At 69.9% G+C, this 13044-nt stretch carries 15 protein-coding genes and 1 pseudogene; 12 read left to right on the forward strand and 4 right to left on the reverse strand.

Annotated elements, in window-relative coordinates; all coding sequences use genetic code 11:
- Positions 1 to 282 precede the first annotated feature (282 nt).
- The 4 genes and pseudogenes from JKJ07_RS05850 (at position 283) to JKJ07_RS05865 (ending at position 2216) form a co-directional block, all read left to right on the forward strand.
- Positions 283 to 648 carry an ArsR/SmtB family transcription factor gene (locus JKJ07_RS05850; protein ID WP_202990211.1) on the forward strand — a complete coding sequence of 122 codons (366 nt, stop codon included), beginning with the start codon at positions 283 to 285 and terminating at the stop codon, positions 646 to 648.
- A pseudogene (locus JKJ07_RS05855) lies at positions 638 to 1094 on the forward strand (SRPBCC family protein). The gene JKJ07_RS05850 and the pseudogene JKJ07_RS05855 overlap by 11 nt, the downstream one beginning before the upstream one ends.
- A 7-nt stretch (positions 1095 to 1101) precedes the next feature.
- Positions 1102 to 1536 (forward strand): DUF6069 family protein, encoded by a 435-nt coding sequence (locus tag JKJ07_RS05860; RefSeq protein ID WP_236028434.1) that lies wholly within the window; start codon positions 1102 to 1104, stop codon positions 1534 to 1536.
- Positions 1533 to 2216 carry an ArsR/SmtB family transcription factor gene (locus JKJ07_RS05865; RefSeq protein WP_202990213.1) on the forward strand — a complete coding sequence of 228 codons (684 nt, stop codon included), beginning with the start codon at positions 1533 to 1535 and terminating at the stop codon, positions 2214 to 2216. Before JKJ07_RS05860 ends, JKJ07_RS05865 begins: the two co-directional genes overlap by 4 nt.
- On the opposite strand, the gene JKJ07_RS05870 is transcribed toward JKJ07_RS05865, so the two are convergent.
- Entirely contained in the window at positions 2197 to 2883 is a 687-nt protein-coding gene (locus JKJ07_RS05870) for a TetR family transcriptional regulator (protein WP_202990214.1), read from the reverse strand. The genes JKJ07_RS05865 and JKJ07_RS05870 overlap by 20 nt on opposite strands.
- A 57-nt stretch (positions 2884 to 2940) precedes the next feature.
- Between JKJ07_RS05870 and JKJ07_RS05875 the strand changes: the two genes are divergently transcribed.
- Positions 2941 to 3741, forward strand: a complete 801-nt coding sequence (locus tag JKJ07_RS05875) for an alpha/beta hydrolase (protein WP_236028435.1) — start codon at positions 2941 to 2943, stop codon at positions 3739 to 3741.
- Here the strand turns inward: JKJ07_RS05875 and JKJ07_RS05880 are convergent.
- Positions 3725 to 4510 (reverse strand): SDR family NAD(P)-dependent oxidoreductase, encoded by a 786-nt coding sequence (locus JKJ07_RS05880; protein ID WP_202990216.1) that lies wholly within the window; start codon positions 4508 to 4510, stop codon positions 3725 to 3727. The genes JKJ07_RS05875 and JKJ07_RS05880 overlap by 17 nt on opposite strands.
- A gap of 27 nt (positions 4511 to 4537) precedes the next feature.
- Here JKJ07_RS05880 and JKJ07_RS49625 point away from each other — a divergent pair, with 27 nt between their 5' ends.
- Positions 4538 to 5302, forward strand: a complete 765-nt coding sequence (locus tag JKJ07_RS49625) for a thiamine pyrophosphate-binding protein (protein WP_236028436.1) — start codon at positions 4538 to 4540, stop codon at positions 5300 to 5302.
- A gap of 78 nt (positions 5303 to 5380) precedes the next feature.
- A complete protein-coding gene (locus JKJ07_RS49630) occupies positions 5381 to 6193 on the forward strand; it encodes a thiamine pyrophosphate-dependent enzyme (protein ID WP_307834133.1) in 813 nt (270 codons plus the stop codon).
- Here JKJ07_RS49630 and JKJ07_RS05890 read toward each other — a convergent pair.
- On the reverse strand, positions 6190 to 7188 hold the full coding sequence (locus JKJ07_RS05890; RefSeq protein ID WP_202990217.1) for a fatty acid desaturase family protein: 999 nt from the start codon (positions 7186 to 7188) through the stop codon (positions 6190 to 6192). The genes JKJ07_RS49630 and JKJ07_RS05890 overlap by 4 nt on opposite strands.
- Positions 7189 to 7289: 101 nt before the next feature.
- On the opposite strand from JKJ07_RS05890, the gene JKJ07_RS05895 reads away from it, so the two are divergent.
- The gene (locus JKJ07_RS05895; RefSeq protein ID WP_202990218.1) at positions 7290 to 8585 is read left to right on the forward strand and encodes a sensor histidine kinase; all 1296 of its coding nucleotides are present in this window, start codon (positions 7290 to 7292) and stop codon (positions 8583 to 8585) included.
- On the forward strand, positions 8537 to 9172 hold the full coding sequence (locus JKJ07_RS05900; RefSeq protein WP_202990219.1) for a response regulator transcription factor: 636 nt from the start codon (positions 8537 to 8539) through the stop codon (positions 9170 to 9172). The genes JKJ07_RS05895 and JKJ07_RS05900 overlap by 49 nt, the downstream gene beginning before the upstream one ends.
- Here JKJ07_RS05900 and JKJ07_RS05905 read toward each other — a convergent pair.
- Positions 9157 to 10089 (reverse strand): LLM class F420-dependent oxidoreductase, encoded by a 933-nt coding sequence (locus tag JKJ07_RS05905; RefSeq protein WP_202990774.1) that lies wholly within the window; start codon positions 10087 to 10089, stop codon positions 9157 to 9159. The genes JKJ07_RS05900 and JKJ07_RS05905 overlap by 16 nt on opposite strands.
- Before the next feature lie 263 nt (positions 10090 to 10352).
- Between JKJ07_RS05905 and JKJ07_RS05910 the strand changes: the two genes are divergently transcribed.
- The 3 genes from JKJ07_RS05910 (at position 10353) to JKJ07_RS49635 (ending at position 13043) form a co-directional block, all read left to right on the forward strand.
- A complete protein-coding gene (locus tag JKJ07_RS05910) occupies positions 10353 to 11333 on the forward strand; it encodes an ABC transporter substrate-binding protein (protein ID WP_202990220.1) in 981 nt (326 codons plus the stop codon).
- Between the two features lie 77 nt (positions 11334 to 11410).
- A complete protein-coding gene (locus tag JKJ07_RS05915) occupies positions 11411 to 12226 on the forward strand; it encodes an ABC transporter permease (RefSeq protein WP_202990775.1) in 816 nt (271 codons plus the stop codon).
- 139 nt (positions 12227 to 12365) lie between these two features.
- The gene (locus tag JKJ07_RS49635) at positions 12366 to 13043 is read left to right on the forward strand and encodes a DUF6193 family natural product biosynthesis protein (protein ID WP_202990221.1); all 678 of its coding nucleotides are present in this window, start codon (positions 12366 to 12368) and stop codon (positions 13041 to 13043) included.
- Position 13044 lies beyond the last annotated feature (1 nt).

Here is a 13044-nt window from a genome sequence, read left to right on the forward strand (position 1 = left end):
AACCGCACGACTCATAACGGATTAACAGCAAGTCACGTAACGAATCCCCTGGTAACGCCATGATCGCCGCCATAGGTAGTGCTGGCCCCCCACCGCCCGACCACCCACCCAGGGGGGCGTTGGCTGGGGACACTACGCGGTTGTCAAGCGGGGCGGCCGCGTTGTCCACAGGTGCTGAATCGGGGTTGCGAGATATCCACAAGCGTTGCCGCGGGGTAGCAGTGTCGAGTCGTCCGGAGCTTGATGTTGAACTTCTTGGTTCAGTTTCGTATGGTGAACCATGTGGTTCAGCAAGAGGAATTGGATCGGGTGTTCGGCTCGCTGGCCGACGCCACCCGCCGCGGTGTGCTGATCCGGCTGGGCGAGGGGCCGGCCACGATCGGGGAGCTCGCCGAGCCGGCCGGCATCACGCTGACCGGGATGAAGAAGCACGTCCAGGTGCTCGAGGACGCCGGCCTGGTGGTCACCGAGAAGGTGGGCCGCAGCCGGCAGTGCCGCCTGGCCCCGGCGCCGCTCGACCCGGCGATGACCTGGATCAGCTTCTACCAGCGACTGTGGGCTCGCCGCCTCGACGGCCTGGACGCCTACTTCACCCTGCGCCGTGGCGCGCAGCCGACCGACGAGAGAGGGCACCACGATGACGCTTGACCTGCGAGTCACCCGGCAGCTCCCGGCGACGCCCGAGGAGGTGTTCGACGCGTACACCGACGCCGAGAAGCAGAAGATCTGGTTCAGCATTCTTGACGAGGAGCCGGGCATCGTCGAGATCGACGTGGATCTGCGGGTGGGGGGGTAAGCAGACCGCCGTCTGGGGACCCGACAAAGACACGCTGTTCCGCGAGACGCAGACGTTCCTCGAGATCGACCGCCCGCGCCGGCTGGTGACCGAGTCGACCGGGTCGGGGCCGGACGGCCTGGAGATGACCACGCGGGTCGAGGTCACCTTCGAGGCGCAGGGCGACGGCACGCTCATGACCGTCGTGCAGAGCGGCTTCCCCGTGCCCGAGGTCCGCGACTTCTTCGTCGCCGAGGTCTGGCAGGGTGCGTTCGCCCGCATCGAGGCCTACCTCAAGCGGGCCCGAACCGATGCGTAGAGCGCCGATGGTCATCGCGGCCGTGGTCGTCATGGCCGCCGTCGTCAACTTGCTCGTCTTCGTTGTGGGGCGGGCCCTGGGCGGCAGCTTCGAGTTCACGTCGAACGGCGTCGTCAACCAGGTCGACGCGCTGACGGTCGTCGGCTTCAGCGCCGTGCCCCTGCTGATCGGTCTTGTGGTGGTCGTCCTGCTGGTCCGCTTCGGCGACTGGGTCACGCGGACGGCGACGATCGTCGCGCCCGTGCTGGCGGTGGTCACGATCCTCGTCATGACCCTGCCGGCCGACCTCGACGGGGCGAGCACGATCGCCCTGTCCCTGTGCCACGTGACCCTCGCCCCGATCAGCGTCGCTGCTGTCAGGGCACTCGGGCGCCTCCCGCGAATCCGAGCGGGTGAGAGTTCGGGGCCGGCCGAACTGAGGGGGGCTCAGAATGGGGTATGAGCTCGGCTTCTGATCTGGCGGCGCTGGCGGGGTTGCTGGCCGACGAGACGCGGGCGGCCATGTGTCTGGCGTTGCTCGACGGGCGGGCGTGGACGGCGGGGGAGTTGGCCGGCCACGCCGGGGTGGCGCCGTCCACGGCCACCGAGCATCTGCATCGGCTGGTCAAGGGCGGGTTGCTGACCGAGCGGAAGCAGGGGCGCCACCGATACGTGCAGCTGGCCGACCCGGCGGCCGCCCAGCTGGTCGAGGATCTGGCCGCTCGCCTCGAGCCCGAGACCCCGCGGGGCGGCCTGCGGGCGGTGACCGCGTCGGCGGCCCTGCGGCGGGGGCGCACGTGTTACGACCACCTCGCGGGGCGGCTCGGGGTGGCGGTCACGGACGCGATGACGGCCGGGAAGATGCTGGATCAGGACGGCGGGTTCGCTCTCACGGCGTACGGGAAGGAATGGCTCGTCTCGACGCTCGGGGTGTCGCTCGAAGCGGGACGCCGGCCGCTCGCGCGCGCCTGTCTGGATTGGACTGAGCGGCGGCATCATCTGGCCGGAGTGGCCGGGGCGAGGCTGTGCGAGGCCTTCCTGGAGCGGCGCTGGGTGACCAGAATCGGTACGGGCCGCGCGGTCCGCGTCACCCCCGACGGCACCCGCGCGCTGCGTTCGCTGCTCAAGACGGAGGTTGTCTGAGGCCGGCGGTCAGCAGGTCGACGGCGGCCATCAAGCCGGCGTAGGGCGCGTCCCGCCAGTCGCCGGAGTGCGGCACGAGGCGGGTCGAGTGCGGATAGCGGGCCGCGAAGTCGGGGATCGCGGTGGCCCGGGCGACCCACGCGGCCTCGTCGGCGGGCGTCAAACGGCGGTAGGCGGCCGCCGTCTGGGCCGTGGCGCGGGTGGTGGCGTAGAGCATCGTGACGGCCGGCGCCCGTGACTCCGCCGGGACCTCGGAGCGGTCGAGGATCGCGAGCAGCGCCTCCATCCAGTCCTGCTCGTGGGGGCCCTGGCTGCCCTGCGCCCACGAGCGCTCGGTGAGCCAGGGATGCGCCAGATAGACCTCGAACAGCGCCGTAGCCCAGTCCCGCAGCGTCGTCGGAACTTCAGCGGGCAGCGCGCTCGCGTGGTCCTGCATCAGCGCGAGCAGGTTCTCCTTGTCGCCCACGTACGGATAGAGGGCCATCGCCGTCTTGTCGAAGCGCGCCGCCACCGCCCGGGTGGTGACGGCGTCGAGCCCGGAGGCGTCGGCCAGGGCGATGGCCGCATCGAGGATGGCGTCCAGGTCGAGCTGCTGGCGGGGGCCGCGTCTGGGGGTGGGCAGCGTCGTCCCGCGATGCCGCCAGAGCCGCCGAAGGTGATCGTCCATAACTCCTGACAGTGTATAGTGTTTTGCATGCCTACCGCGCGACTTCACGACGGATCCATGATCGATGTCAAGGTCCAAGGCAGCGGCCCGGCCGTGCTCACCCCGGTCAGCACCCGGCTGATCGAGGGCGAGCAGGCCGACACCATGCGGGCCTGGGGCGCCGACCCCCACCTCGGGCACACCCTGGCGACCGGCCTGGCCGAGGCCGGCTTCACGGTGATCACCGCCGACTACGAGGGCCATCTCAACGAGCACCCGGCCCCGCTCACCCTCACCGCCGACGCCGTGGCGGCCGACCTGCTGGCCATCGCCGACGCGGCCGGCGCCGAGTGGTTCGCCTACTACGGCTATTCCTGGACGGCCCTCGCCGGCCTGCAGCTGGCCATCCGCACCGACCGGCTCACCGCCCTGGCCATGGGTGGTTTCCCGCCGCTCGACGGGCCGTACGAGGCGATGCTGGCCGTCACCAACACCGCCCACCGCATGGCCGGCGACCCGCCGCCCCCGCCGTCGGGTGAGGCCGTGCCGGGCGACTGGGATTCGGTGGCCTTCACCCAGACGCCCGACCAGACCCGGCAGTTCGTCACGCTCTACAAGTCGCTCCGGCAGTTCGACGACTCGCAGGTGCGGCTCGACATCCCCCGGCTCGCGTTCGCCGGCGAGAACGACAACATCCAGTACGGCCCGGCCTGGGACAACGCCTACGTTGCGCTCGCCGAGCCACTAATGAAGCGCAAAACGGACATCCTACAGCGAGGGTGGGATGTTCGACTTGTCCAAGACGCCGATCACATGGTGGCGATGCAGGCGGCAGCCGTGCTCCCGATCCTGGTCCCCTTCCTCAGGTCGTCACTTTGAGCCAGCCCCCGTCGACGTAGTAGGTCGACCCGACCGAATAGGCGGCCCGCGACGAGCACAGGAACACGAAGAAGTCGGCGACCTCCTCGGGCGTGGCGAACCGCCCGATCGGCGCGTTGTCGTCGGCGATTTTCTGCAGGTACTGCTCCCACGTCTGCTCGGTGCCATCGGTGAGCGACTTGGCGGTCTTGATCCAGTCCCCGGTCATCACCAGGCCGGGGTTCACCGCGTTGACCCGGATGTTGTCGCCGATCAGCTCGTTGGCCAGGCACTTCGAGAACATGACGAGCGCGGCCTTGGTGGTGTTGTAGATCGGCTCGTAGCCCAGCGGCTGGGTGGCGCAGATCGACGCGTTGTGCAGGATCACGCCCCCGCCGCGGGCCTTCATCTGCGGCGCGATCGAGCGGGCGAGCCGGACGGCCGCCATCACGTGCAGCTCCCAATAGTGCTGCCATCGCGAGTCGGGAGCCTCCAGGATCGTCTCCTCGCTCCCGGTGCCGGCGTTGTTGATCAGGATGTCGGCCCCGCCGAACTCGGCCCGCACGGCGGCCGCCACGCGGTCCGCGGCGTCGGGTTCGACCAGGTCGGCGGGGACGGTCAGGACCCGTACGCCCGCAAGTGAGCCGGCCACCTCGTCGAGTCGAGCGGGGTTTCGGCCGACCAGCGCGACGTGCGCCCCCTCGGCGGCCAGTCCCCGGGCGATCGCCGCGCCGATGCCGGCGCTGCCCCCGGTGATGACGGCCACCTTGTCTGTGAGGTGCAGATCCATCCTGTTCTCCGTTCGCACGATCGGGTAATGCCAGCACAGTCGCACGATGAGGGGGCCGGGGTGTTCGGGAGAAACAAGACAGTCGCCGACCAGTTGGTCGAGGTGCTGGTGCAGGCGGGCGTGGAGCGGATCTACGGCATCGTGGGGGACAGCCTCAACGCGCTGTCCGACGCGATCCGCCGCAACGACGCCATCGAGTGGGTGCACGTGCACAACGAGGAGTCGGCGGCGTTCATGGCGGCTGCCGAGGCCCAGGTCACCGGCAAGCTGGCCGTCTGCGCGGGCAGCTGCGGGCCGGGCAACACCCATCTGATCCAGGGGGTGTTCGACGCGCACCGCTCGGCCGCCCCGGTGCTGGCCATCGCCTCGCACATCGTCTCGACCGAGATCGGCACCGGCTTCTTCCAGGAGACCGACCCCAAGCGCCTGTTCGAGCAGGCCAGCCACTGGACCGAGCTGGTGTCGTCGCCTGAGCAGATGCCGCGGATGGCCCGGATCGGCATCCAGCAGGCGGTCGGCCTGCGCGGCGCGGCCGTGCTGGTGCTGCCGGGCGACGTGCTCGAGGCGGACGCGGCCCACGAGACCGGAACCGGGCGTCCGGTGGCCGGGCCGGTGCTGGGCGCGCCGCCCGCCGACGTGATCGAGGAGCTGGCCGCGCGGATCAACGCGGCCGGGACGGTGGCGATCTTCGGGGGCGTCGGCGCGGCCGGGGCGCGGGCCGAGGTGCTCGAGCTGGCCGAGCTGGTGGGCGCCCCGATCGGGCACTCGCTGCGTGGCAAGGAGGGGCTGTAGTTCCTGCCCCAGAAGAACACGATCCAGATCGACATCGACCCGTCGCGCCTGGGCCGGCGTACGGCGTTGGAACTCGGCGTGGCCGGCGATGTGGGCGCCACGCTGCGGGCGGTCCTGCCCAAGCTGGAACGCAAGGATCACAAGTTCCTCGGCAAGATGCTGAAGAAGCACGTGGACGAGCTCGAGCGCGTGGTGGGGGCGTACACGAAGAAGGTCGAGGATCTGGTGCCGATCCACCCCGAGTACGTGGCCTCGGTGCTCGACGAGGAGGCCGCCGCCGACGCCATCTTCACCGCCGACACCGGCATGTGCACGAGCTGGGCCGCCCGCTACATCACGCCGAACGGGCGCCGCCGGGTGCTGGGCTCGTTCGTGCACGGGACGATGGCCAACGCGCTGCCGCATGCGCTCGGTGCCTCGAAGGTCGACCCGTCGCGGCAGGTCGTGTCGATGAGCGGCGACGGCGGGCTGGCCATGCTGCTCGGCGAGCTGCTCACCGCCAAGCTGCACAACCTGCCGGTCAAGGTGGTCGTGTTCAACAACTCCAGCCTCGGCATGGTGCGCCTCGAGATGCTGGTGGCCGGCGACCCGCCGTTCGAGACCGACCACGAGCACGTCGACTTCGCGGCGATCGCCCGGGCGGCCGGGTTGCACGCCGTACGGGTGGAGAAGCCGGCCGACGTACGGGGTGCTCTGCGCGACGTGCTCGACCACGACGGTCCGGCCCTGCTCGACGTGGTCACCGACCCGGACGCGCTGGAGATCCCGCCGCACATCACCAAGGAGGAGGCGGCCGGGTTCGCGCTCGCCGCCGGACGGTCGGTCATGTCCGGCGGCGTGGGTCAGATGCTGCACCTGGCGCGCACGAACCTGCGCAACATCCCCCGTTAAGCGGCAGCGCGGAGGTCGGCGCCCACGTCGTGCAGGTGGACGAGCGCTTGCCGGTACGAATCGGTCAGGCTGGTCATCTCGTACGGGACCCCGATCTCCGCGCAGTACTGCTGCACGATCGGCTGCGCCTTGGGCAGGTTCGGGGTCGGCATGGCCGGGAACAGGTGGTGCTCGATCTGATAGTTGAGCCCGCCCAGGGCCGCGTCGACGAACCGGCCGCCGCGCACGTTGCGTGAGGTCAGCACCTGCTTGCGGAGGAAGTCCTCGGTGCCGTCGGGGTGCGGCATGCCCTTGTGGTTGGGCGCGAACGTCATCCCCAGGTAAACCCCGAAGATCGCCTGGTGGACGACGAGGAACACGAGCGCCTGCAGCGGGTTGAGCACGATGAACAAAGCGCCCACGTACGCGATCAGGTGCACCCCGATCAGCGCGGCCTCCAGCGGGTTCTTCTGCTCGTTGATCCACCGCAGGCTGTCCCGCTTGAGCGAGAGCCCGAGCAGCGTGAGCAGCGGGAAGAAGAAGTACGCCTGATAGCGCGTGAGGAACCCCTTGCCCTGGGCCGCCTCGCGCGACCAGACCAGCACGCCCGGCCCGACGTCCGGGTCCAGATCGTCGTGGTTCGGGTTGGCGTGGTGCTTGGTGTGCTTGTCCATCCAGTAGCCGTACGACATGCCGATCGCCAGGTTGCCCGCGATCAGCCCGGCCCGCCGGCTCGGCTTGTTGGTGCGGAACACCTGCCGGTGGGCCAGGTCGTGGGCGACCAGCGCGGTCTGCGCGAACACCACCGCCAGGAAGGGCGCCACCGCCAGCGTCCACCACGAGGCGCCGATCAGGAAGAACGCGCCCCAGCCCCAGATCAGCGCGCCGGCGACCAGCGAGAGCCGGAGGGCGTAGTAGCCCGGCCGCCGACGCAGCAGTCCCGCCTGGTTGATCCGCCGCCCCAGTTCCGCGAAGTCGCTTCCGGCCGTGCGCGGCCGCTCTGCCATCGTCGTCATGCCTCAAGCACACCGTGGGGACCCCCGCAAGGTCATTGGTGCAGGGCCCCCAGGTGTTGGTAGGGCTAGCACTACTGAGTTGGCGACCGCGGTGCTTCAGGATGGGGAGCGTGGAGACAAGAGACTGGATTCGTGACGGGCTGCGAGCGATGGCGGCCGGGCTGTTCTCGATCGTGCTCGCGGTCCTGAACATCCCGCTCTTCGTGCTCTTTGTGGTGTCGCTGGTGCTGACCCCGGTGCTCGGGATCGGGCTGGTCGCCCTGCCCGCCGTGACCGTCCTGATCCGGGCCAAGGCCAACCTGGCCCGCCGGATCGCCGGCTGGCACGGGGTGAGCATCCCCCGGCCGTACAGGCCGAAGCCGGAGGGCGTGCGGGCGATCGGGTGGAAGCGCTACCACTGGGTGATCACCGACCCGGCCACCTGGCGCGACTTCGCCTGGCTGCTGCCCGGCGCGATCGGCGGGCTGGTGCTCGGCATCCTCACGCTGGCCCTGCCGGCGTACGGCGTCGAGGGGATCGTCCTGCTCCCGCTCTGGATCTATCTGGCTGAGGGCTGGTCCGGCTACGGCGTGAACTGGCCCATCCAGAGCATCGGCGAAGGTTTTCTCTCGCTCCCGCAGGGCCTGATGTTCCTCGCGCTCGGCCTGGTCGTCGCGCCGTATCCGCGCCGTTTCGAGGGGCTCTGGGCCAAGCTGTTCCTGGCCCCGACCCGCGCCGCCGAGCTGCGCCTGCGGGTCACCCAGCTCACCGTCACCCGGGCCGACACGGTCGACGCCCAGGCCGCCGAGCTGCGCCGGATCGAGCGCGACCTGCACGACGGCGCCCAGGCCCGGCTGGTCTCGCTCGGCATGACGATCGGCCTGGCCGAGGAGCTGGTCGAACGCGACCCCGAGACCGCCCGCAAGCTGCTCGCCGAGGCGCGCGAGAACAGCTCCACGGCCCTGGTCGAGCTGCGCCACCTCGTACGGGGAATTCACCCGCCCGTGCTGGCCGAGCGTGGGCTCGACGGCGCGGTGCGGGCGCTCGCGCTGACGTCGCGCATCCCGACCACTGTGGATTCCGACGTCGAGGGGCGGCTCGAGACGCCGGTCGAGTCGGCGGCGTATTTCGCGGTCGCCGAGGCGCTGGCCAACGTGCAGCGGCACAGCGCCGCCACGTTCGCCTACGTGAGCATGCACCGCGTCGGCGACCTGCTGCGGCTCGAGGTCGGCGACGACGGGCAGGGCGGCGCCGACATGGCCAAGGGCACCGGGCTGGCCGGAATGGAGCGACGCCTCGCCGCCTTCGATGGCACGATGTCCGTGTCCAGCCCGCCGGGTGGGCCGACCATCGTGACCATGGAGCTGCCGTGCGCGTCGTCATCGCCGAGGACCATGCTCTCCTCCGGGACGGACTGACCCGGATCCTGGAGGCGTTCGACCACGAGGTCGTCGCGGTGGCCGGCCGCGGGCCCGACGTGCTGCCCACGCTGCTCGAATGCAAGCCCGACGTGGCCGTGCTCGACGTGCGCCTGCCGCCCACGTTCACCGACGAGGGGCTGCAGGCCGCGATCGCCGTACGGCGTGAGGTTCCCGGCCTGCCCATCCTGGTGCTCTCGCAGCACGTCGAACCCCTGTACGCCCGGGAGCTGCTCTCCGACCGCCGCGGCGGCGTCGGCTACCTGCTCAAGGACCGCGTCTCGGACGTGGCCCAGTTCGTCGACGCCGTGCAGCAGGTGGCCGGCGGCGGCACGGTCATGGATCCCGAGGTGGTGGCCCGCCTGCTCGACCGCTCGCGCCCGCTCGACGTGCTGACCGCGCGCGAGCGGGAGGTGCTGGGCGAGATGGCGTCGGGGCGGTCCAACGCGGCCATCGCGGGCAAGCTGTTCGTCACCGAGAAGGCCGTGAGCAAGCACATCAACAACATCTTCACCAAGCTCGGCCTGCCGGTCTCCGAAGACGACAACCGCCGGGTCTTGGCCGTGCTCGCTTATTTGGACAGCTGAGGCAGCACTTCGCCGGCGATCAGGTCGATGTGGTCGAGATCGTCCATCTCGACGATCCGCAGGTGCACGCGGGTGGCGCCGATCTCGCGCATCTCGCCGATCCGCTGCACCAGCTGGTCGGGCGAGCCCATTACCGGATCCTCCGGCGGCAGCACGCTCTTGACGTGCAGGGGAGCGGCCCGGCGCCGCGCCTCGACGTCGCTGCGGCCGATCGCCACCACGATGCCCGCCGACAGGGTCAGCGGCTTCTCGCGGCCCAGCTTCTCGGACACCTGACGCACCCGGTCGAACGCCGCCGCGGTCTCGGCCACCGTCTTGAACGGCATGTTGAACTCGTCGGCGAACCGGACCGCCAGCTCCGGCGTACGGCGTGGGCCCTTGCCCCCGACGATGATCGGCGGGTGCGGCCGCTGCACCGGGAGCGGCAACGCGTGCGCGTCCACCAGGTGGTAATGCTTGCCCTCGTACGAGTAGGTCTCGCCCTCGGCCGTGCCCCACAAGCCGGTCAGGATCTCGAGCTGCTCCTCGAGCCGGTCGAAGCGCTCGCCGACCGGGGGGAACGGAATCCCGTACGCGGTGTGCTCGCGCTCGACCCAGCCGGCGCCCATGCCCAGCTCGACGCGGCCGCCGCTCATCTGGTCGACCTGCGCCACGATGATCGACAAAGGACCCGGAAGACGGAATGTGGCCGAATTCACCAACGTGCCCAGACGCAGCCTTTTCGTCTCGCGGGCGAGGCCGGCCAGCGTGACCCAGGCGTCGGTCGGGCCCGGTAGCCCAGGGTCAGGGGTCAGCGCCCGATAGTGGTCGGCCCGGAGAAGCCCCTCGTAACCTGCGTCTTCCGCATGCCGGGCGAACCTCGATTGGGTGTCATAAGAGGCACCCCGATGGGGCTCGATGAACAGACAGACGCGCATCATCGACCCCAATAGACGCTGTTAGGACGCATAGCGGCTCATCATGATCCATCGTGAGAGATACGTCTACTTCGGCGTTTGAGACGAACTTGTCATCGATGCATGTGCCAGTTTGCCCTACGATCCCCGGTCGGGGCACCCCTGTCCCACGTTCGACCCCTTAGGCCTCGGCGCGCCATTTGCCTCGATGCCCTTCTGGAAGGATCACGGTGCACAGAAGGACCCTCGTTCGTTCCGTTGTCGCCGGCGCACTCGCACTCACCATGAGCGCGGCCGCCGGGTGCAGCGACGACTCGGCTGACGGCGACGGTGGCAGCGGCGCCTCGCTCGAAAAGATCACTTACCTGACCTCGTTCGGCACGTTCGGCCGCGACTCATATGCGTACGTCGCCCTCGAGAAGGGCTACTTCAAGGACGCCGGCTTCGACGTCACGATCAACCCGGGCCAGGGCTCCGGCAAGAACATCGCGGCCATCGTGGCCGGTCAGGCCCAGTTCACGCCGATCGACCTGACCGGTGGTCTGATCGCGGCCGGCGGCAAGGACAAGGTCACCGGCTTCACCGCGGTGAGCGCCATCCAGCAGCGCACGATGGCCGCGATCATCGCGCTCGACGGCAACGGCATCAACACGCCGAAGGACCTCGAGGGCAAGACCATCGCCGACCAGCCCGGCTCGGTGGTCAAGACCCTCTTCCCGACGTACGCCAAGCTGGCCAACGTCGACGACAGTAAGGTCAAGTTCGTCAACGGCGAGGCGCAGACGCTGATCGGCACGCTCGCGTCGGGCCGGGTGCAGGGCATCGGCCAGTTCGTCGTGGGCAAGCCGACCGTCGAGACGGTGGCCAAGGGCAAGAAGGCCGTCGTGCTGCCCTACAGCGACGTCCTCCAGGACCTGTACGGCAACGTGCTGATCACGTCGTCCAAGTACGCGCAGGACAACCCGGAGAAGGTCAAGAAGTTCACCGAGGCGCTGCTCAAGGGTCTCAACGACGCCATCACGAACCCGAACGAGGCCGGCACGATCACGCAGAAGTACGTGCAGACGGCCAAGCCGGAGGGCGTCGCCGCCGAGCTCACCCTGATGGGCCCGTACGTGAAGTCGGCCGCCGCCGGCATCCCGGTCGGCGCGCTCGACGCCGAGCGGGTCGCCCGCTCGATCGCGATCCTGCAGGGCTCCGGCCAGATCGACCCGGGCCTCAAGCCCGAGCAGGTCATCAACTTCGATCTGACCCCCAAGGCCTGATCGTTCTCTAGTGTGACGGGGGTGCGCCGGCGACGGCGTGCCCCCGCCCGTTTCGAGGAGCACCGGTGCAAGACACCATGACGCCCCCGTCGGAGGCCACAGTGGCCCGTCCCACCCGCCCGGCCCGGCGGATCTCGCTGTCGGCGGTGGCTTGGCCGGTGCTGGGCATCGTCGTGACCATCGCGGTCTGGTGGGCGGTCGTCGAGATCTTCGACATCCAGTCGATCATCCTGCCCTCGCCGGCCGCCGTCGCCGAGAGCTTCGGCACCTATCCCGACCTGCTGCTCAGCACCACCTGGGATACCGTACGGGTCACGTTGATCGGCTTCGCCCTGTCGATCGTGATCGGCGTCGCGCTGGGCACCGCCCTGGCCGCCTGGAAGCCGTTCGAGCGCGCGTTCGGCCCGCTGCTGGTCGCCCTCAACGCCGTCCCCAAGGTCGCGGTGGCCCCGCTGATGATCGCCTGGTTCGGCTTCGGCACCACGCCGGTGCTGGCGATGGCGTTCCTGCTCTGCTTCTTCCCGATCGTCCTGTCCACGGCGACCGGCCTCACCAGCACCCCGGCCGACCTGGTCGAGCTGACCAAGTCGCTCGACGCCACCCGGGTGCAGACCTTCCTGCGCGTACGGGTCCCGGCCGCCCTGCCCCAGATCTTCGTCGGCCTCAAACTGGCCATGCCCCTGGCCGTCATCGGCGTAGCCGTGGGCGAGATGCAATCCGGCGGCGTCGACGAGGGCCTCGGCACGATCATCGTGCAGACCGCGGGCCAGGGCGACACCGCGACGGCCTTCGCCGCCCTGACCCTGATGGCCGTGGTCAGCATCATCCTGTACTACGCGATCGTGGCCATCGAACGCATGGCCCTGCCCTGGGTCCGCGGCACGACCGCCTAGAGCCCCGCGCGGCGGTAGTACCGCAGCATGCCCACGCCTCCGGTGCTTCCCGCATCCGCGTCAGCCGTGCGCGCCTCGTCCATCACCCGCCAAAGATCGCACCGCCACGCAATCGTGTCGACGAGTTACCTTGGACCGCGTGTGGCGGGCGTGGCAGGCCGAGTTCGACCGGCAGGGGCTACCGTTCCGGCCGACAACTCTCGGGGATGTCGACCCGGCCCAGGCCGCGACTGTCGAGTTCGGTGAGCGGGCCGCCGACTTGCGGACGATCTCCTACCCTTTCCGTCTTTCGCTGCGGACCGGTCGCATGAACCTGCTTCACGGCCTGCCTCCGGATCTGGCCACGGCAACCGGCGTCGCCGGCCGGTGGCTGCGCGGCGAACGCCCCGGGAGGATCGCGGCGGCGTGGCCGTTCCTGGGCTCGGTGGCCCAGGCCGAGGCCCGCGAGCGCGGCGACCGGCGCGAGGCGAAGTGGCTGTGGATGTATGAGAACCAGTGCGACCGCCTGATCGAGAACCGGCTGGCGGCCTTCGTCGCCCTGGCCTTCCACGAGCCCCGCTTGCGGGCGCTGTTCCCGTTCACCAGCCACTTCGTCCTGCGCTTCGAAGGCGTGCCGATCGCCGTCGAGCCCGCCGCCCACCCGGGCCGCTATCTGGTGCACGTGCCGGGCCGCCGGGCTCACGACGAGACCGACGCCGCGACCGCGCTCCGGTTGGTGTTGAACGCGCTACCGGCGGCCGCGAACGAAGGCGCCGGCGACACCGAGGGTGACCCGACGGCCCGGGGCGGCGTCGGTCAGCCGCTCGGTGAAAGATAGC

Source organism: Paractinoplanes lichenicola (assembly GCF_016785085.1).
Taxonomy (GTDB): domain Bacteria; phylum Actinomycetota; class Actinomycetes; order Mycobacteriales; family Micromonosporaceae; genus Actinoplanes; species Actinoplanes lichenicola.

Bases quoted from the DNA above. Each gene is read 5' to 3' on its own strand.
- JKJ07_RS05865 (WP_202990213.1), top strand. From the start codon at position 1,533: ATGAGCTCGGCTTCTGATCTGGCGGCGCTGGCGGGGTTGCTGGCCGAC.
- JKJ07_RS05890 (WP_202990217.1), bottom strand. From the start codon at position 7,188: ATGACGACGATGGCAGAGCGGCCGCGCACGGCCGGAAGCGACTTCGCG.
- JKJ07_RS05895 (WP_202990218.1), top strand. From the start codon at position 7,290: ATGGGGAGCGTGGAGACAAGAGACTGGATTCGTGACGGGCTGCGAGCG.
- JKJ07_RS05870 (WP_202990214.1), bottom strand. From the start codon at position 2,883: ATGGACGATCACCTTCGGCGGCTCTGGCGGCATCGCGGGACGACGCTG.
- JKJ07_RS05860 (WP_236028434.1), top strand. From the start codon at position 1,102: ATGGTCATCGCGGCCGTGGTCGTCATGGCCGCCGTCGTCAACTTGCTC.
- JKJ07_RS05905 (WP_202990774.1), bottom strand. From the start codon at position 10,089: ATGCGCGTCTGTCTGTTCATCGAGCCCCATCGGGGTGCCTCTTATGAC.
- JKJ07_RS05915 (WP_202990775.1), top strand. From the start codon at position 11,411: ATGACGCCCCCGTCGGAGGCCACAGTGGCCCGTCCCACCCGCCCGGCC.
- JKJ07_RS05910 (WP_202990220.1), top strand. From the start codon at position 10,353: ATGAGCGCGGCCGCCGGGTGCAGCGACGACTCGGCTGACGGCGACGGT.
- JKJ07_RS05880 (WP_202990216.1), bottom strand. From the start codon at position 4,510: ATGGATCTGCACCTCACAGACAAGGTGGCCGTCATCACCGGGGGCAGC.
- JKJ07_RS49625 (WP_236028436.1), top strand. From the start codon at position 4,538: ATGCCAGCACAGTCGCACGATGAGGGGGCCGGGGTGTTCGGGAGAAAC.
- JKJ07_RS05875 (WP_236028435.1), top strand. From the start codon at position 2,941: ATGATCGATGTCAAGGTCCAAGGCAGCGGCCCGGCCGTGCTCACCCCG.